The 18,839-nt window shown below is 57.8% G+C and carries 18 protein-coding genes; 17 read left to right on the forward strand and 1 reads right to left on the reverse strand.

Annotated features, from left to right (window positions below; genetic code table 11):
- Window positions 1-215 precede the first annotated feature (215 nt).
- The 17 genes from topA to F1529_RS10650 all read left to right on the forward strand — a co-directional run bounded on the left by topA (window position 216) and on the right by F1529_RS10650 (window position 17,780).
- The gene (gene topA / locus F1529_RS10570; RefSeq protein ID WP_155134531.1) at window positions 216-2,960 is read left to right on the forward strand and encodes a type I DNA topoisomerase; all 2,745 of its coding nucleotides are present in this window, start codon (window positions 216-218) and stop codon (window positions 2,958-2,960) included.
- A gap of 73 nt (window positions 2,961-3,033) precedes the next feature.
- Window positions 3,034-3,564 carry a hypothetical protein gene (locus F1529_RS10575; protein ID WP_196220395.1) on the forward strand — a complete coding sequence of 177 codons (531 nt, stop codon included), beginning with the start codon at window positions 3,034-3,036 and terminating at the stop codon, window positions 3,562-3,564.
- A gap of 285 nt (window positions 3,565-3,849) precedes the next feature.
- On the forward strand, window positions 3,850-4,641 hold the full coding sequence (locus F1529_RS10580; RefSeq protein WP_007150055.1) for an outer membrane lipoprotein-sorting protein: 792 nt from the start codon (window positions 3,850-3,852) through the stop codon (window positions 4,639-4,641).
- 29 nt (window positions 4,642-4,670) lie between these two features.
- A complete protein-coding gene (locus F1529_RS10585) occupies window positions 4,671-5,942 on the forward strand; it encodes a hypothetical protein (RefSeq protein WP_230457766.1) in 1,272 nt (423 codons plus the stop codon).
- A 209-nt stretch (window positions 5,943-6,151) separates the two neighbouring features.
- Complete coding sequence (locus tag F1529_RS10590) at window positions 6,152-6,808, forward strand: TetR/AcrR family transcriptional regulator (RefSeq protein WP_007148573.1); 657 nt, start codon at window positions 6,152-6,154, stop codon at window positions 6,806-6,808.
- A gap of 94 nt (window positions 6,809-6,902) precedes the next feature.
- Window positions 6,903-7,373: a L,D-transpeptidase gene (locus F1529_RS10595; protein ID WP_155134537.1), complete on the forward strand. Its 471-nt coding sequence runs from the start codon at window positions 6,903-6,905 to the stop codon at window positions 7,371-7,373.
- Window positions 7,373-8,419 (forward strand): beta-N-acetylhexosaminidase, encoded by a 1,047-nt coding sequence (nagZ, locus tag F1529_RS10600; RefSeq protein ID WP_155134540.1) that lies wholly within the window; start codon window positions 7,373-7,375, stop codon window positions 8,417-8,419. The genes F1529_RS10595 and nagZ overlap by 1 nt, the downstream gene beginning before the upstream one ends.
- Window positions 8,420-8,460: 41 nt before the next feature.
- Entirely contained in the window at window positions 8,461-9,618 is a 1,158-nt protein-coding gene (locus F1529_RS10605; protein WP_007150993.1) for a mechanosensitive ion channel family protein, read from the forward strand.
- Window positions 9,605-10,177: a hypoxanthine-guanine phosphoribosyltransferase gene (locus F1529_RS10610; RefSeq protein ID WP_007149652.1), complete on the forward strand. Its 573-nt coding sequence runs from the start codon at window positions 9,605-9,607 to the stop codon at window positions 10,175-10,177. Before F1529_RS10605 ends, F1529_RS10610 begins: the two co-directional genes overlap by 14 nt.
- Entirely contained in the window at window positions 10,177-10,920 is a 744-nt protein-coding gene (locus tag F1529_RS10615; RefSeq protein ID WP_155134543.1) for an S-methyl-5'-thioinosine phosphorylase, read from the forward strand. Before F1529_RS10610 ends, F1529_RS10615 begins: the two co-directional genes overlap by 1 nt.
- A 57-nt stretch (window positions 10,921-10,977) precedes the next feature.
- On the forward strand, window positions 10,978-12,003 hold the full coding sequence (locus F1529_RS10620) for a CNNM domain-containing protein (protein ID WP_007149580.1): 1,026 nt from the start codon (window positions 10,978-10,980) through the stop codon (window positions 12,001-12,003).
- A gap of 39 nt (window positions 12,004-12,042) precedes the next feature.
- Window positions 12,043-13,011: a cysteine synthase A gene (gene cysK / locus F1529_RS10625; RefSeq protein WP_155134546.1), complete on the forward strand. Its 969-nt coding sequence runs from the start codon at window positions 12,043-12,045 to the stop codon at window positions 13,009-13,011.
- Window positions 13,012-13,309: 298 nt separating this feature from the next.
- Entirely contained in the window at window positions 13,310-13,576 is a 267-nt protein-coding gene (locus F1529_RS10630; RefSeq protein ID WP_155134549.1) for a hypothetical protein, read from the forward strand.
- A 103-nt stretch (window positions 13,577-13,679) separates the two neighbouring features.
- Entirely contained in the window at window positions 13,680-14,885 is a 1,206-nt protein-coding gene (locus F1529_RS10635; protein WP_155134552.1) for an NAD(P)/FAD-dependent oxidoreductase, read from the forward strand.
- Between the two features lie 116 nt (window positions 14,886-15,001).
- Window positions 15,002-15,691 (forward strand): hypothetical protein, encoded by a 690-nt coding sequence (locus tag F1529_RS10640; protein WP_196220396.1) that lies wholly within the window; start codon window positions 15,002-15,004, stop codon window positions 15,689-15,691.
- A gap of 534 nt (window positions 15,692-16,225) precedes the next feature.
- Window positions 16,226-16,513, forward strand: coding sequence for a helix-turn-helix domain-containing protein (locus F1529_RS10645; RefSeq protein WP_155134555.1), 288 nt, complete (start codon window positions 16,226-16,228; stop codon window positions 16,511-16,513).
- On the forward strand, window positions 16,503-17,780 hold the full coding sequence (locus F1529_RS10650; RefSeq protein ID WP_155134558.1) for a type II toxin-antitoxin system HipA family toxin: 1,278 nt from the start codon (window positions 16,503-16,505) through the stop codon (window positions 17,778-17,780). Before F1529_RS10645 ends, F1529_RS10650 begins: the two co-directional genes overlap by 11 nt.
- Before the next feature lie 51 nt (window positions 17,781-17,831).
- Here F1529_RS10650 and F1529_RS10655 read toward each other — a convergent pair whose 3' ends face one another.
- On the reverse strand, window positions 17,832-18,566 hold the full coding sequence (locus F1529_RS10655) for a hypothetical protein (protein WP_155134561.1): 735 nt from the start codon (window positions 18,564-18,566) through the stop codon (window positions 17,832-17,834).
- Window positions 18,567-18,839: the final 273 nt, after the last annotated feature.

The following is an 18,839-nucleotide window of genomic DNA, read 5'->3' on the forward strand; positions in this document are numbered from 1 at the left end:
GGTTCTCTCCCTGAAAACGTGAGGTTTCCTGCAGTATAGCGCGCTTTGTCGGGGTTGCCAGCGGGCTGTTTCACAGATGAGGGTTGCCCTGACCGGTCTGCCTGTACTACTACTAAAAAAGGAAAACGGGGGCACTTCCTGCTTGACCCGCCTATACCGGCGCTGTCTAAATAGCGCCCATCACGAGCCTTAGACCGGATGTTGAGTACCTGAGAATGGGAAAATCGTTAGTAATTGTGGAGTCGCCTGCCAAGGCCAAGACCATTAACCGCTACCTGGGCGACGACTTCATCGTGAAGTCCAGCGTCGGCCATGTGCGGGATCTGCCGGTCAGTGGCGGCTCCAAAAAGAGCACCCCTCAGGAGCGGGCCAAGGAAGCGGCCTACACGCGCTCCCTGCCCAAGGAGGAGCGGGATGCCTATAAAAAGAAGAAGGCCAAGAAGCAGCTGGTTAACCGCATGGGGATCGACCCGGAAAAAGGCTGGGCGGCCCACTATGAGGTGCTTCCCGGCAAGGACAAGGTGGTCGACGAACTGAAACGCCTGGCTGCGAAAGCAGACCGCATCTATCTGGCAACGGATTTGGACCGCGAAGGGGAGGCGATTGCCTGGCACCTGCGGGAAGTCATTGGCGGAGAGGATGACCGGTTCGACCGGGTGGTGTTCAACGAAATTACCAAGAAAGCGATCCAGGCGGCGTTCGAAGAACCTGGCAAGCTGGATCTGCACCGGGTAGAAGCGCAGCAGGCCCGGCGTTTTCTGGACCGGGTCGTGGGTTTCATGATCTCCCCGTTGTTGTGGGAAAAGATCGCCCGTGGCCTTTCTGCCGGCCGGGTGCAGTCCGTGGCTGTGGAGCTGGTGGTAGAGCGCGAACGTGAAATCCGCGCCTTTATTCCTGAAGAATTCTGGGAGTTGTACAGCGACACCCACAGTGGCGATGGCGAAGCCCTGCGCCTGCAGGTGGCAAAGCATAACGGCCAGGCGTTCCGGCCCAATAACGGTGACGATGCCGGTGCCCACAAGCAGGCACTGGAAAACGCCGGCACCCTGACCATCAGCCAGCGTGAGCAGCGGCCCACCCGCTCCAAGCCGTCGGCGCCTTTTATTACCTCTACCCTGCAGCAGGCCGCGAGCACCCGCCTGGGCTTCGGGGTGAAAAAGACCATGATGATGGCGCAGCGGCTTTATGAAGCCGGCCACATTACCTACATGCGTACCGATTCCACCAACCTGAGTTCAGACGCCGTGGCGGCCTGCCGGGAGTGGATTGGCGAAAAACTGGGTGACAAGTACCTGCCAGATGCGCCGCTGTCCTACAGCAGCAAGGAAGGCGCCCAGGAAGCGCACGAAGCCATTCGTCCTTCGGATGTGCGGCGCACCTCTGATTCCCTGAAAGATATGGAACGCGACGCCCAGCGCCTGTACGAGCTGATTCGTCGACAGTTCATCGCCTGCCAGATGCCCCCGGCGGAATACCTGAGCTCCACCCTGACGGCCACCGGCAACGGTTACGAGCTGAAAGCGAAAGGGCGGATTATGAAGTTCGATGGTTGGACCCGCATTCAGCCGCCGGCTTCGCGCAAGGGCCAGGAAGACACCCTGTTGCCGGATGTGAAAGAAGGCGATGTGCTGTCTATCGATAACGTGGATGCCAACCAGCACTTCACCAAGCCGCCAGCCCGTTTTACCGAGGCGAGCCTGGTCAAGGAACTGGAAAAGCGCGGCATTGGCCGCCCGTCCACCTACGCAGCGATCATTTCAACGATTCAGGATCGTGGTTATGTGCGTCAGGACAATCGCCGTTTCTACGCTGAAAAAATGGGCGACATCGTTACCGACCGTCTGGTGGAAAACTTCCCCAACCTGATGGACTACGGTTTCACCGCCAGCATGGAAGAAACCCTGGATGAAGTTGCTGAGGGGCAACGGAACTGGCAGGACGTGCTGAACGAATTCTACAAGGATTTCGTCAGCAAGCTGGATGCCGCCCAGGGCGAAGGCACGGGCAAACAGGCAGTGGGCGGCATGCGCGCCAATCTGCCCACCGATACGGATATTGAATGTCCCACCTGTGGCCGCCCGATGCAGATTCGCACCGGTTCCACCGGCGTGTTTCTGGGCTGTTCCGGTTACGGGTTGCCGCCGAAAGAGCGCTGCACTGCCACCATGAATCTGCTGCCCGGTGAAGAAGCCGAAACGGTGAAAGCAGACGATGATGAAGAAGCGGAAACCAACGAACTGCGCAGTAAAAAGCGGTGCCAGAAGTGTGGCACCGCCATGGAAAATTACCTGATCGACGAAAAGCGCAAGCTGCACATCTGCGGTAACAACCCGGATTGTGATGGCTATGTGGTTGAGAAGGGTGAATTCCGTATCAAGGGTTACGATGGCCCGGTACTGGAATGTGAGAAATGCGAAAACGACATGCAGTTGCGCACCGGTCGATTCGGCAAGTTCTTCAAGTGCACCAATGACGAGTGCGGCAACACCCGCAAGCTGCTCAAGAGTGGCGAGCCGGCTCCTCCGCGTGCGGACCCCATTCCCATGCCGCACCTGCAATGCCAGAAAGTGGATGATCACTACCTGTTGCGTGACGGGGCCTCTGGCCTGTTTCTGGCCGCCAGTAAATTCCCTAAAAACCGGGAAACGCGCCCACCGCTGATTGAAGAAATTCAAAGCGTGGCCAAGCAGCTGGATCCGAAGCACGCGTATCTGGCTGAGGCTCCTGCCGCCGACCCGGACGGCAACAAAGGCGTGCTGCGCTACAGCCGCAAGGCCAAAGAGCAGTACGTGATGAGCGAAATCGACGGCAAGGCCACCGGCTGGATGGCCTTCTATCGCGACGGCAAATGGGTCGAAGAACAGACCAAGAAAAAAGCCCCCGCGAAGAAGAAGGCGGCTGCCAAGAAAAAGGCAGCGAAAAAGAAAGCCCCGGCCAAAAAGGCCGCCGCCAAGAAGTAATCCAGCGAGCATCACGCTTCACGCATGCGGGCGATAGCCTGCGTGTCGCGTGGTGCGTGCAGCGGAGTGTTTTATGTCCAGAATGGTTCGAGACAACACCGTAAGCGGTTTGCGCGAGCGGATTTACTTTGCCAATGCCCTGTTACGCCAACTGACCCACGAGCAGGCCGAGGCCACGCCCACCGTGCGCCTGGCGCTACGCGGGGCGGTGGTGTTTCATCTGTATTCGGTGCTGGTGGGGCTGGCGCGACAATCCGGCAAGACCTTTCAGGTAGACGGTGCGGACACCTTGTTCAGCCTGGCGGCGCTGGAGCAGGCCTTTCGGGATGCCGGCGTTGAAGCGCCAGAGATCGCTATTCTGGCCCGCGCCCGTGCCGACCGCGGGGATCTGATTGCCTGGTTGGACGGGGAAATGCAGACCGCACTGGGCGCCGCAGGCCTGGCTCGCCGCCCGGCGCCACCCAGCGAAGAGAATGCCCTCAACCTGATGGCCGAAGACCGCTACGCGCCTTTGGCCGAAGGGGATCTCCAGCGCCTTGCCGACAGCGTGACCCGGGTGGGCGAGCTGGTGGAGCATTGCATGGGCTACCTGGAAGAGTGGTGAAGGTCAAAGGTTAGGTGACAGTTGATAGTGGACAGTTGGCAGTGCGCGGCTGAGCACTTTCATTCGCTCCAACGTAAGAGGCCGCGCCCGGAAAACGGGTGCGGCCTCTTACGTTGGAAACCAGAAGCACCGTAGGGGCACGTAGCTGTCAACTGTCCTATCAACTGCCAATTATCTTTTGGCCCCTTCTGGCATCGCTGTTTCTATCCAGATCGCTATCATGGTAAACATGCTGTTGCCCGCTTTGCCGGCGCAGCCCCAGACATGTACACCGTGAGGAATGCGATGAACGCCCGTTTACTGCCCGCCGCTTTGTTAATGGCCCTGGCCGCACCTGCCGTATTGGCCCAGACCCCGGAAGAAAAAGGCCTGGAGATCGCCCGGGAGGCGGATAGCCGTGGCGAGGGCTTTGGGGATTTTCAGGCCGACATGAAGATGGTGCTGATCAGCAAGAGTGGCCAGACCTCGGACCGGGAGCTGCGCGTGAAGACGCTGGAAGGCACCGGCGAGGAAGAAGGCGACAAGAGCCTGACCATCTTCGATACCCCCCGTGATGTGCGCGGCACGGCCATGCTCACGTTCAGCTACAAGACCCGTGACGACGACCAATGGCTGTACCTGCCCGCGCTGCGCCGGGTGAAGACCATTGCCTCACGGAACAAGTCCGGCCCTTTCATGGGCAGTGAATTCAGTTTTGAAGACATGCGCGGCCAGGAGGTGGAGAAGTACACCTACAAGTATCTGCGCGATGAACCCTGCGGCGAACTGACCTGTTTTGTGGTCGAGCGCTACCCGCAAGATGAGGACTCCGGCTACACCCGGCAAGTTTCCTGGATCGACCAGCAGGAATACCGCACCTGGAAAGTGGACTATTACGACCGCAAGAAAAGCCTGCTCAAGACGCTAACGGCCAGTGACTTTTCACAGTATCAAGACAAGTTCTGGCAGCCCGCCAAGATGTCCATGGTTAACCACCAGACAGGCAAATCGACGGACCTGTTCTGGAGCAACTACCGCTATGACACGGGGCTGAGTGAGTCAGACTTCAACAAGAACAGCCTGAAGCGCGCTCGTTGATTTCTTCCGCCAAGAATATGAAAAACGGGTTGGCTACGGCATTGCTGTTGGCAGTGCCACTCGTCTCCTCTGCGTGGGAATTCCGCGGTGAAGTGGCGCTGGAAGGGCGTTATTTTACCCAGGACTCTCCCTATCCCCAGGCGGATTATTCCACTAATGGGTCCGGCTATATCAAGCCGGAAGTTTTCCATGAGTGGAACAATCGTGATGACCTGTTCACCTTTATCCCCTATGCCCGGGTAGATGAACATGATGCGGAGCGCACCCACTGGGACATCCGTGAGCTGTCCTGGATTCATGTGGGCAATGGCTGGGAATCCCGGGTGGGTATTCGCAAGGTGTTCTGGGGCGTCACCGAAGGGCGCCACCTGGTGGATATCATCAACCAGACCGATCAGGTGGATCAGGTGGATGGCGAAGAAAAACTCGGCCAGCCCATGATCAACCTGTCCACGGTACGGGACTGGGGGATCGTCGATGTGTTCGTGCTGCCCGGTTTCCGTGAGCGTACCTACGTGGGTGAAGAGGGGCGTCCGCGTACACCTTTGCCAGTGTCCGATAACGCGCAGTACGAATCCTCGAAAGAAAACCAGCGTGTGGATTTTGCCATTCGCTACCAGCAGTACTTCGACAACGGGCTGGAGCTGGCCCTGTCGCATTTTTCCGGTACCAGCCGCGACCCGCTACTGATTCCGGATTCGCTGACGCTGGCTGAGCTGCAGGCACTGATCGCCACCGGGCAATTGCCGTCGGGGAGCGACCCGGAATTTACCCCGCTGTACAACGTCATCGACCAGACCGGCCTGGAGCTGCAATACCTGAATAGCGGTTGGCTATGGAAGCTGGAGGCGATCAGCCGGTCCGGGCAGGGCGAGCGCTTTAATGCCGTGGATGGCGGTTTTGAATATACCCAGGTCGGGCTGCTCGATACGGCCACGGATCTGGGCTGGATTGTGGAGTACATCTGGGAAGACCGGGATGACAGTCTGGCGTCTCCTCTGGCCAGTGATGTGTTGCTGGGCACCCGGTTTACCTTCAACGACGTAGCCTCGACAGAAATCCTCGCCGGGATCATCTATGACACCGAGGACGAGGAAAAAGCGATCAGCCTCGAGTCCAGCCGCCGTTTCGGCAACAGCCTGAAAGCCAGCCTGGAGGCCCGTTTTTATACCGATACCGGGAAGCCGCAAAGCGCCTCGCAACTGTACCGGGATGCCCTGCGCAATGTGAATACCAACCCGGGGCTGGGGCCGATCAGTCGTTCTGACTTTATCCAGGCGGAATTGGTGTATTACTTCTAGCGGTTCCCCTGCCGCTGGACGCCGGATGCCCGGTTTCACGTCAGGCACCGGCGTCGAGCATCCGGCGCAGTGCGAGCTATTCGCGATAAGCCAATCAAACGGACCGAAACCGGTTGTGCACTCTTATCCGTGAGGACGCTTTCCTTCTTGACCCTCTTATCAGCCAAACGTATGTTTGAAACGTATGTTTTGAACACACAGGGCAGGGTATGGCACAGGCGGGCACAGTAGACCGGATTCTTGATACCGCAGAGGTATTGTTTGCCCAGAAGGGCTTCGCGGAAACCAGTCTGCGTGCCATTACCAGCAAGGCCGGGGTGAACCTGGCAGCGGTGAATTACCATTTCGGCTCCAAGGAAGCGCTGATTCAGGCTGTTTTTGAGCGGTTTCTGACACCGTTTAGCCTGGCGCTGGATGCCAAGCTCGACGAGATGGAAGCCTCCGGCATCCCCGATACCCCCGAAAATGTGCTGGGGATTGTGTTCCGCCTGGCGCTGGGCACACATCCCGAGGACCCCCAGCGAGCCGCCATCTTCTTCCGCCTTTCCGGGCAGGCGTACAGTCAGCCACAGAGCCACTTGCGCGAATATCTCCACCAGCACTACAGCGCGGTCTTTGCCCGTTTGCAGCGCCATCTGCAACAGGCCGTACCGGATGTACCGCCCATGGAATTGTTCTGGCGCGTACAGTTCAGCCTCGGGGCGGTCATCTTTACCCTGTCGGGCATGCAGTCGCTGCAAAGCATCAGCAAAGCCGATTTCAATATGGACGCCAGCACGGCGGATATCACCAAACGCTTGCTGCCGTTTCTGGTCGGTGGCATTCAGGCAGAAGTGCCGGATCAGCCGTTGCATACGGGCAAGTAAAGGCGGCAACGCGTGAGGCTGGCAGGTTGCGTGGCCTGGTGATGTGGTAAGAGTTCGCGTTGCAACTTCGCACTTTCAACTTGAAACTATCCCCATGGAACTGATTATCAACTTGTCTGAACAATGGCTGGAGCTGCGTGGCACGCGGACCGAGCGCTTTGCGATTTCTTCCGCCGCTAACGGTGCCGGCGAAGCCATGGGCAGCGGCGCCACGCCCCGAGGTGCCCATGTGGTCAGGGCCCGTTTCGGTGCCGGGCTACCGCCAGGGGCGGTGCTGCTGGGGCGCAAGTTTTCCGGTGAAGTGTTCGACGCCGCGCTGGGCGCCCGCTTCCCCGAGCGTGACTGGGTGCTGAGTCGCATTCTTTGGCTTGGTGGCCTGGAACCAGGACAGAATCTGGGCGCTGACGTGGATAGTTTTCGGCGCTTTATTTATATTCACGGCACACCGGACAGTGAGCCCATGGGCACACCTGCCTCCCACGGCTGCATCCGGATGCGAAATGATGCGGTGATCCGTTTGTTTGACCAGGTGCCGGTGGGCACCCGGGTAACGATCACCGATTAATGTCTTCTGCCTACAAGGTTGCCATGTCTGCATCCGCCTCCCCGTTATTAATGCTCGATCTGGAAGGGCTTGAGGTCAGCGCCACGGAAAAAGACATGCTGGCACACCCCGGTGCCGGTGGTCTGATTCTGTTTACCCGTAATTATGCCAACCGCGAACAGCTGGCCGAACTGGTGCGCCAGGTCCGTGCCGTACGCCCGGACATGCTGATCGCTGTGGATCAGGAAGGCGGGCGAGTGCAACGCTTCCGCGACGGCTTTGTCCGCCTGCCACCCATGGCGGCGCTGGGGCAGCGTTATGACCAGTCTCCCACAGAGGCGGTGCGCGAAGCAGCGCTGCTGGGAGAGCTGATGGCATCGGAGCTGACCGAGCTGGATATCGATATCAGTTTCGCGCCGGTGCTGGATCTGGACTACGGCAACAGCTCGGTGATTGGTGATCGCAGTTTCCATGGTGACGCAGATGCCATGATCGCCCTGGCTGGCGCCTTTCTTGATGGGATGAGCGCCGCTGGCATGGCGGCCACGGGAAAGCATTTTCCCGGGCATGGCCATGTGGTTGCCGACTCGCACCTTGAATTACCGGTAGATCCGCGTCCGCTGGCGGATCTGGAAGCGGCGGATATGCGCCCCTTCATGGCGTTGGCGCCTAAACTGGACGGCATCATGCCCGCCCATGTGATCTATAGCGCGGTGGAGCAGCAGACCGCTGGTTTTTCCCGTTATTGGTTGCAAACGCAGTTGCGTGAGCGGCTGGGTTTCCGGGGCGTCATTTTTTCCGATGACCTGTCCATGGCGGGTGCCCACGGTGTGGGAGGTTATCCGCAACGGGCGCAGGCGGCGCTGGATGCCGGTTGTGACATGGTGCTGGCCTGCAATTGCCGTGAAGGGGCGGAGCAGGTACTGGACTTCCTGGGGACGAACCGGTTTCAGGGCCAGGTGCCGGCAGCAGGGCTGCGTGCCCGGCCACGCTTGCCCATGGTGCCGGAGCGCCGGGCCATTGCCACTGAGCTGGCCGCTGCATTGCGCGAGCAGGCGGCAACCTAAAACAGACTCTCACTGAACAGTAAAAGCGAAGGAAGACATTAATGAACTGGGACTGGAATCAATTGCTGCAGTGGCCAACAGTCGAGACACCAATGGATATCTGGCTGACTCAGCTTTTTATCATTGTGCTGTGTACTGTCTCCATCAATTTTATTCTGATGCGTAGCATCGATGTGGCAGAGCGGTTGATTGGGAAAACCGAAACCCTGTGGGATGACGCCTTGCTGGAGGCTGCGCGTATCCCGGTTCGTCTGGTGTTCTGGGTGATTGGCTTGTCCGTGTCCATGGAGCTGTTGCAGGCGGTGTCCGCTGAGGAAAACGCCCTGTTTGAGTTAGTGCCCCAGGTGCGTCGTATCGCCTTTATCATCATTATCGCCATGTTCCTGAACCGGTTTGTTTCCTATACAGAAAAAAACCTGATTGATCCGGGGCGCATGCGCAAGCCGATGGATCGGTCCACGGCCGCTGCGGTTGCCAAGCTGTTACGGGTATCGGTGATTATTACCTCTCTGCTGATCATTTTGCAGACACTGGGCTACAGCATTTCCGGGGTGCTGGCCTTTGGTGGTATTGGTGGCATGGCGGTGGCCTTTGCGGCCAAGGATCTGCTGGCCAATTTCTTTGGCGGCATGATGGTCTATCTGGACAAGCCGTTTCGGGTCGGGGATTGGGTGCGTTCACCGGATCGCTCTATCGAAGGGAGCGTGGAAGATATCGGCTGGCGCCTGACCCGCATCCGCACCTTTGATCAGCGCCCCCTGTATATTCCCAATGCCATGTTTACCTCCATCGTGCTGGAAAACCCGTCGCGGATGTACAACCGCCGTATCAATGAAAAAATCGGCATTCGCTATGATGACTGGCAGAAGATGCCCGGCATTGTGGCTGACGTGCGCACCATGCTGATTGAACATGAAGACCTGGAAACGGAAAACCGTACCCTGATCGTGAACTTCGATAGTTATGGGGCCTCTCACCTGGAGTTCTTTATCTATACGTTCACCAAAACCACCCAATGGGTGCAGTACCATGAGATCAAGCAGGACGTGTTGATGAAAATCATGAACATTGTCCATGAGCATGGTGCCGAGTTTGCGTTCCCCACACGCACTCTGCATCTGGTCAGCCAGAATGATGATGGCCCGGCCACGGGCCTGGAAGACAACAACCCGGAGGACGCACAGCATGTCCAGCGCTGATGAATTGCAACAGGAATTGATGAGGGTTCGGCGCAACGCCATCGAGCTGCATTCCTCCGATCAGGTACAGGAAGCCATCGCCAAGCTGGCTTTCGAAGTGACCGAAGCCTGTTCCGGCAAGGTGCCTGTGTTCGTCACCATCATGAATGGCGGCATGATCTTCGCGGCGGAACTGGTCAAGCGTCTGGATTTTCCCCTGGAGATGGATTACCTCCACGCCAGCCGTTATCTGGGCGCGACCAGCGGTGGCGATGTGGAATGGATCGTAACCCCCAATGCCACCCTGGAAGGGCGCCACGTGGTTATCGTGGACGACATTCTGGATGTGGGGTCCACGTTGTTGTCGATTATTGAAGCTTGCAAAGCCCAGGGCGCGGCGTCGGTGAAAACCTGTGTGTTGGTGGACAAGCAGCACGACCGCAAGGCCAGGCCGGGCCTGAAAGCCGATTTCACCGCGCTGGAAGCAGACGATTATTACCTGTTCGGCATGGGCATGGATTACAAGGGATTCTGGCGTAATGCGCCGGGTATTTATGCGGTAAGAGAGAGCGACCTCTGATGTTGGCCTTTATTGGTGGCACCGGCCTCACGCGCATGGATAACTTGCGCATCATCGATACCCACACGGTGGAAACCCGGTTTGGTGCACCTTCCGCACCGGTGTTGGAAGGGGAGCTGGATGGCCAGCGGGTCCTGTTCCTGGCCCGCCATGGTGATCCGCATGTGTTGCTGCCCCATCAGGTGAATTACCGCGCCAATCTGGTGGCCCTGAAAGAAGCGGGGGCCACGGCGATTGTGGCGGCTAATGCGGTGGGCGGCATTACCGCCCAGGCGCCCACCGGGGCACTGGTGCTGCCGGATCAGATTATTGATTACACCTATGGCCGGGCCATGACCCTGTTCGATGATCTGGATGAGCCGCTGGTGCATGTGGATTTCAGCTGGCCGTTTGATGTGACATTGCGCAATGCCCTGAAAGCCCGCCTGGCGGCGGCAGAACTGAGCTGGAATGATGGCGGTTGCTACGGTGCAACACAGGGTCCCCGGCTGGAAACCGCCGCTGAAATTGCCCGCCTGGAGCGCGATGGCTGCGATATCGTCGGCATGACCGGTATGCCTGAAGCGGTGCTGGCCCGGGAGCTGTCGTTGCCTTACGCCATGCTGTCCCTGGTGGTCAATCCGGCCGCCGGCAAGTCCACCCATGAAATTACCATGGCGGAAATCGAAGCAGTCATCCACGATGGGATGGCCAATGTGCGTCAACTGCTGGCGGACTTTGCTCGACATTATTCGCCGTCATAACCCCTATTCAGGCAGCCTGTTTGTCAGGTCGCTTGCTGGCATAAGGAGCATGCATCGGTGACGTTGCTGATTATATTCGCCACCATTTCCATCGGTTTTTCCTTTGTGTGCTCCGTACTGGAAGCGGCACTGCTATCCATTACGCCCAGCTTTATTGCTGGCCTGCGCGACACTAACCCGAAGCTGTATAAAAGCCTGCGCGGGTTCAAGGATGATATCGACAAGCCCCTGTCAGCGATTCTGACCCTTAACACGGTGGCGCATACCGTTGGCGCTACCGGTGTTGGTGCCCAGGTGGCCGTGGTGTTCGGGGAGGCCTGGCTGGGGGCGGCGTCGGGCATCATGACGCTGGCGATTCTGGTGTTCTCCGAGATCATTCCCAAAACCATCGGTGCGAAATACTGGCGTTCACTGGCCACCATGCTGCCGCCCACGCTCAAGGTCATCATGGTGTCGCTGTTACCGTTTGTCTGGCTGTCCAAGCTGATTACCAGCCGCATTGGTGGCAACGAACATGATGTGGATGTACGGGCGGAAATCCGGGCCCTGGCGGACATGGGCGAGGATCAGGGCGCGCTGGATGACGATGAGCACCGGGTGATTCACAATATTTTGCGCCTGCATGATATCCGGGTCGGCACCATCATGACCCCGAGCACGGTCTGCCGGGTAGTAGAGCCGGGCCTGACCGTGAGCGCGTTCAAGGAGCGGGAAAAGGGGCAGCCGTTTTCCCGTTACCCGGTGATGAGCGCCAGTGGTGAAGCGAAAGGCTATATCCATAAATCCGATTTGCTGGATAGTGGCCCGGACCAGACCATGCAGGCGTTGGCCCGCGAAGTGTCCATGGTGCATACCACGCTTAATATCGAAGACTTGTTTAGCGCCATGTTGACCCAACGTCAGCATATGGCGGTGGTTTATGATGACCACGGCACCTGGGTGGGCCTGATCACCCTGGAAGATATTCTGGAAAGCATCCTGGGCCGTGAAATCATGGATGAAACCGATAACGTGGCCGACCTGCGCCTGTATGCGCGCCAACGCTGGAACCGGCGGCTGAAAAAGCAGGACAAACCACAGTAAGGCATCGCGCAACGCGCGCCGAGAATGGAGGAGAGCATTATGACCGGCATTTACCAAGACAATAGCGAAACCATCGGTAATACCCCCCTGGTGAAGATCAATCGCATCACTCAGGGCAATATTCTCGCCAAGATCGAATCCCGTAACCCGGCGGGCAGTGTGAAGTGCCGGATCGGCGCGTCCATGATCTGGGACGCAGAGAAGAGCGGCAAACTGAAGCCGGGCATGACGTTGGTGGAGCCCACCAGTGGTAACACCGGCATCGCGTTGGCCTATGTGGCTGCGGCCCGGGGCTACGATCTGGTGCTGACCATGCCGGATTCCATGAGCCTGGAGCGTCGCAAGATCCTCAAGGCGCTGGGTGCCAAACTGGTACTGACGCCCGGCCCGAAAGGCATGCCCGGGGCTATCGCCAGGGCAGAAGAGCTGGTGCAGGAAAACCCGGACAGCCACCTGATGCTGCAACAGTTCAACAACCCGGCGAACCCGGCGATCCACGAGAAGACCACCGGTCCGGAAATCTGGGAAGCCACCGGTGGTGACATCGATGTACTGGTGAGCGGGGTTGGCACTGGCGGCACTATCACCGGCGTGGCCCGTTACATCAAGAACAGCCAGGGCAAGGCCATCACTGCGGTGGCGGTGGAACCGGATTCTTCCACCATGATCTCCGCCGCCCTGAAAGGTGAAGAGCCGACCCATGGCCCCCACAAAATTCAGGGCATTGGCGCCGGCTTTGTGCCGAAGAACCTGGATATGTCAGTGGTGGACCGGGCGGAGCAGGTCAGCAACGAAGAGGCCATGGAGTGGGCCCACAAGTTGATGCAGGAAGAAGGCATTCTGGCGGGTATTTCCTGTGGGGCGGCCATGTGTGTAGCGGATCGTCTCAGCCAGCAGCCGGAATTTGCCGGCAAGACCATCGTGGTGGTGCTGCCGGATTCCGGCGAACGTTACCTCAGCTCCCCCTTGTTTGCCGATACCTTCACTGAACAGGAGCTCGGCCAGTAGTCCGTCGAGGTCAGTTTGTAGGTCGGCTTAGGCGAAGCCGTAAGCCGACTGTCAATATTCGCCGCCCGGTTTATGTCGGCTTACGCCTTTCAGGCTAAGCCGACCTACGACATGTTTTGGACTCCTTACCGAGGTGGCCAGTAGAGATTCGAGAGTAGAATGTGGTGTGCAGTTTGGGTTGCCCCCTGTGGGCTGTCCGGGCTGAGCGCTGTACTGTCAGCGGCGGGCAGGGTATAACTGCATCATAAGCCCGTACACGGGCAGTTTCCGCCTTCAGGCGGGCTATTGGGGGAACACCATGAAATACCTCGCAGTCATGCTCTGCGGTGCCACATTGCTCAGTGGTTGTTACTTTGAAGAAGATGACATCAGCAGCAGTGATCGGCAGGAACAACTTCCTATTGTGCAGAATGATGCGCCGCAAGGCACCCGCGTAGTGCCGGGCGAGCAGGTCATGAGCAGCGGCCGCTATCGCAACGACATTCAGGTGGCCAATGGCGCTGCCGCGATCAAGGCGACCAGCGAACATTACGGCACCACTGCCGAAATTTCCGTTATTCAGTAATCACCGGTTTGGGCCGTAAGCCGGCCCGCCGTCCGAACGGCACCGATGGCACTAGCGGTGCATCCCCGTTATCCTTGCCGGCCGGATTCAGGCTGGTGGTTTCATGTCAGATAAAGCAGGGGCAGGCACAACCCAGGTAGATGTGGTGGTTATCGGTGCCGGCGCAGCCGGGCTGATGTGTGCGGCCACGGCGGCCTACCAGGGCCATCGGGTGCTGGTGCTGGACCATGCCAACAAGGCCGGCAAGAAGATTCTTATGTCCGGTGGCGGGCGTTGCAACTTCACCAACCTGAATACCACACCGGAACATTTTGTCTCCGCCAACCCGCATTTCTGCAAATCGGCTCTCAAGCGTTACACCCCCTGGCATTTCCTGGAACTGGTGGAGCGCCATGGTATTGAGCACGTGGAAAAAGCGCCCGGGCAGCTATTCTGCGCGGATTCGGCCAAAGACATTCTCGGTATGCTGCTGACGGAATGTGAGTGGGCCGGAGCCGAGATCCGCCTGAAGACCGATATTCGACGCGTCAGCCAAACGGAATCGGGCTTTTCGCTGAGTACCAGTGCGGGGACCGTCCAGTGTGCGAAGCTGGTGGTGGCCTGCGGCGGCCTGTCGATTCCCACCATGGGGGCCACCGGTTTTGGCTACCAACTGGCGGAACAATTCGGGTTAAAGGTTCTGCCCACCCGTGCCGGCCTGGTACCCTTTACCCTGCAGCCGGATGACAAGGCCTGGCTGGCTGCCCTGTCAGGCATCAGCACCGACGTGGTGGCGCAAACCTCAGCGGCGTCTTTCGCCGAGCCCATGTTGATTACCCATCGTGGCCTGTCCGGGCCTGCCATGTTGCAGGTCTCCAGCTTCTGGACGCCGGGCCAGCCGGTGAGCGTGGATTGGTTGCCCCAGGTGGCAGATCCGTTCGCGCAACTGGTGGAAGAGCGCCGGGCACACCCCAACCGTGGCCTGGAGCGATGGTTGCGCCAGTACTTCTCCCAGCGGCTGGCGGCTGCACTGGCCGAGCAATTCGGCTGGCAAGGCAATCTCCAGCAGTTCAGTAATGAACGGCTGGCCAGTGTTGCCGCGACGTTGAAAGGCTGGGCGTTCAAACCCTCTGGCACAGAAGGGTATCGCACCGCGGAAGTGACGCTGGGCGGGGTGGACACCGATGCCATTTCCTCAAAAACCTTTGAAGTGAAAACCGTACCCGGGCTGCATTTTATTGGCGAAGTGCTGGATGTGACCGGACAACTGGGAGGCTTCAATTTCCAGTGGGCGTGGGCCAATGGCTGGTGCACGGGGTTGGCGTTGTAAAGCGCTGCTCTGGTGGGCGATTGGATGCAGTGAACGGTGGCCTTAAAGCTTGCCCCCCTGATACCCCCTTTCTATGATGAAGGTTAATAAGCGGTGCGCGGGCAGGTGGGGTGGTGGTGAGTGACACGGATAATGATGAGCTAATCGGGCAGATTTACGAAACCGCGCTTTCTCCCGGCGACTGGGTGGATCTGGTCGATACCATTACCAGCTGGACAGATGTTCCCTCAGACCCACCGTCGGGCTCGGTGAGCACCGATATTGATAGCCGCAGAACCCCTGCCGAAGTCGAAGTGCTGATCAATCATCTGGATCGTGCCGTGCGTAGCAGTGCGTACATGCATGCGCTTGAGGATCGCACCCGTATCCTCAACGACATGTATAACCAGATGCCCTGGCCCATGCTGATGCTCGATGAGCGAATGGGGGTGCTCGAATGCAACCCGGTGGCGGAACAGGCGTTGTCCAGCGGCCCACTGGAGATCCTGCCGGACCGCTCTTTGCAATTCAGTGACCGGGAGTTGCGCCAGTCGCTGAAGCGGGTGATTTCACTGGAAGCGGGGCGGGAAACGCAGCTTCTCAACTCCCAGCAAGACTCGGTTTCCTTACTCTGCCTGCCAGTGAAAAAATCCGATGCGCCGGGCAGTATTTCTCAGGTACGAACCATTGTCTGGGTATTGGCCGGACAGAGCATGGTGACACCCTCGCCGGAGATGCTTCGTTCCGTCTTTCACATTACCCATGCAGAATCCCGGCTGCTGCACCTGCTGTGCAAAGTCGGCAATCTGAATCTTCTTGTTGGTTAAAAAATAAAAGCACTTTAAAATCAGTTGCTTACTGGTATTTTTGCATGGTGGTTTTTGCTTTGCCCACCATGCTGCCCACCACTTTTAAGTCCTTGATTTAGCTTAATGAGCAAATACGCGGGGCCTTTTGGAGGAGGGTGGGTTGCTGAAAAGGCGGGGTCCACGTGCCCGGTTTTTCAGGTCGTGACGATAGGGTTTCTGGTGAATCTATTCACTGGAGAGCAAGATGACAATTCGTTGGCGTTACCTGGATGGATGGCTGGTAGCTAATCACGAAGAAGGGTCGGGGCTGAAGATCTGGGAAGCGGATTCTTCATTGGGCCCGGCGCTGGCCTTATTGCTGAATAAGGCTCCAGAACTGTCATGTCTGTTAGTGCAGGAATTTGGTCAAAATTGCTGGCGCAGGAGTCGTTGCTGACGGCAGTACGATTTCTGGTCTTTGGTGCGCTCGCGAGGCTATTATTGGGCGTAATGGTGTCTATTTTGTCCATTAAATGCGACAATTGGACAAAATAGTATCCATATAGGTGTGATATGGTCGCCCTACTTGATGATGCCGATGTCCAGCAGGCATTTGCCACCCATCTGCGACGTTTGCGCAAACAGGCCAAGCTATCTCGCGATGCGCTAGCTGCGCGTAGCGGGGTGCCGGCATCCACCATCAAGAAATTCGAGCTCACCGGCCAAATCTCGTTTCGGCAGTTGCTGCTGCTCTGGCAGAGTCTGGATGATCTGCGCCGCCTGTACGCGCTAACCCGCCGTTCCCCTGAACAATCTGAGATGCCATCCAGCATTGCCGAGGTGTTGAGCGATGATCTTTAAGCCGGTCCGCAAGCTGACGGTAACCCGCACGCTGGCAACGGGGCAGGCGGTGACGGTTGGTGTGCTGGCGCAGAACCGGCAGGGCGTCTTCTTTCAGTACGATGCGGATTATCTGGGGCGATATGGCAACCTTTCGACCTTTGGTCTAAAGGCAACCACTGAGCTGCAGCTTGCCCCCAAAAGGCCGCATTCCGGTCTGCATGGCCTTTTCGGCGACAGTCTGCCTGATGGCTGGGGTTCGTTATTGCAAGACCGGGTGTTCCGACAGCATGGCATTCTTCCTGCTCAGATCACCGCCATGGATCGCCTGGCGTTTGTAGGGGCTTCCGGGATGGGGGCCTTGTCATTCTCTCCGACCTCGGAGTACCAGCTTGCCTTAACCGGCGACATCGACCTGGCGATGCTGGGTCTGGAGGCGCAGGCGTTTTTTGACGGTCAGACGGAAGAGGTGCTGGCGGATCTGGTGGCAGCAGGCAGCTCCGGTGGTGCCAGACCCAAGGCGCAGTTCTACATCTCCCCGGATGAGCCAGATCGCTGCCGCACGGTGGCGAGGACAGGCGATGAGGCTTGGCTGGTCAAGTTTACCTCCCGGAATCTACCTCTCGGCCATGAAGAAGGGCTCTGTGAAGCGGTCTATTTGCACCTGGCCGGAAAGTTGGGGTTGGAGCCACCTGAGTGGCGGCTGTTTGAGGCGCCAGAACAAAGTGGTGCCCGAGCATGGCTCGGGGTAAAGAGGTTCGATTGGATAAGCCGCCACCAAAAGGCAGGTCGACGCCACATGCACAGTGCCTGTGGCTTGTTGGATGCGGATTTCCGGACCCCTAGCCTGGATTACGAAGATCTGATCAAGGTCAGCCGCCATCTGTGCCGGTCGCCAGCGGTCGGCAAACTGCAGTTCCGCCGGGCCATGTTCAACCTGTTTGCCTGCAACCAGGATGACCACAGCAAGAACTGGGCTTTCCTGCAGGATGATGCGGGTGAATGGACGCCTGCCCCTTTCTACGATGTGACCTTCAGTCCTCACCCATACCAGGAGCATGCCACTGCTTATGCCGGTTTCGGCAAGAATCCGCCGCTAAAAGCCATCCAGGCGCTGGCGGCGCGGGCGGGCTACGCCAAATGGGAGCAGGCCAAGCACGATATTGATGAGATCGTGGATGTTCTCGGCGATTTCGCTGTCGTTGCCAGAGAGTTTGGAGTGGATAGTGGTGTTGCTGAGCTGATTGACCGGCAGCTTGCTGGTTTGAGAGGTGGGTATGAAAGCTAGCTTGTCCTCTATTCAAGAGGGGCTGAGACCAGGTGCTGTGGCTGTTCCTTCTCAGTTTTTCTGTGGTCTGCGCCCCTGATTGGTGCTGCTGTGGTCCTCGGCTTGAGCAAGTGAGGCCGCCGCATTTATCCGGTTGTGGAAGTAGTCGAGCAGAGACTGGTGTCTGTGCAGGGCTTCTTGTTTCTCATCTGGTGTTAGCTCAAGGCTTTCCTCTGCTTGTATGTTAAGGGCGACCTCAAGCTCGACCAGCCTAAACAATATATTGCTCATCTCTTTCTGGGTTTCCGAGAGCTCCGCCTGGAGCTCTTCATTATGAAATATCAGCTTCGAGCGTTCCTTCTGCAGGTGGTCGAGTTTGCCTGCGGCGGACTCTTCGTGACGCTGAATATTCTCCTGAATAGCGTTCTGGATTGCTGCATTCCTGTCCTTGAAATAGTTGCTTTCCTCTTTGACTAGCCTCTCCACAGTTTCGGAAACACTTGTTCTCTTGGAGAGGTTGGCAAGCTGCCTTTTCACGCGTGGACTGAGCCTGACTTGGACCACCTGGTTTCCGTGCTTTTTGTCTGATTTGTATCTTCTCCATGCGGCCTTGAGGTTCATGAGCTCCTTCTGGCTGCTGCTATCGGCGATCAAATAACGAGCGGCTTCTAGGAGTGCTGGGCGAGGGTTATATGGGTTTAAAACCTGGATGGACGCGCCTTTTCGTCTCAAGTGCTGCTCCAGCCAAGTCAGCATTTCTTGATCATTCGTGAGCCAATCCTCTAGAGGTATCTCTGCCCTTGCCATGTTGAAAACCTTGAAAAATCAAAAAGTACGATTGAGACGTATTATAAACGTATATTCGTACTACTAAAAACATGCCAGGTGGTATAATTACGATAAATAGAAAGGAATAACATATTTCGGAGGGGTTTTTGCGTGCTTGGATTGCTAGGAACATCAGCGGAATTTGACCGGGCGAATGGTCTCGCGTCTATTGCAGGGCCAACTCGTTACTTCTTGTATCGGCTGCTTTGCGACGATGAGGGGCGTGGCGTTGCGTTTACAGTCCAGGGCTAT

The organism is Alcanivorax sp. VBW004 (genome assembly GCF_009718865.1).
In the GTDB taxonomy this organism is placed as follows: Bacteria; Pseudomonadota; Gammaproteobacteria; order Pseudomonadales; family Alcanivoracaceae; genus Alcanivorax.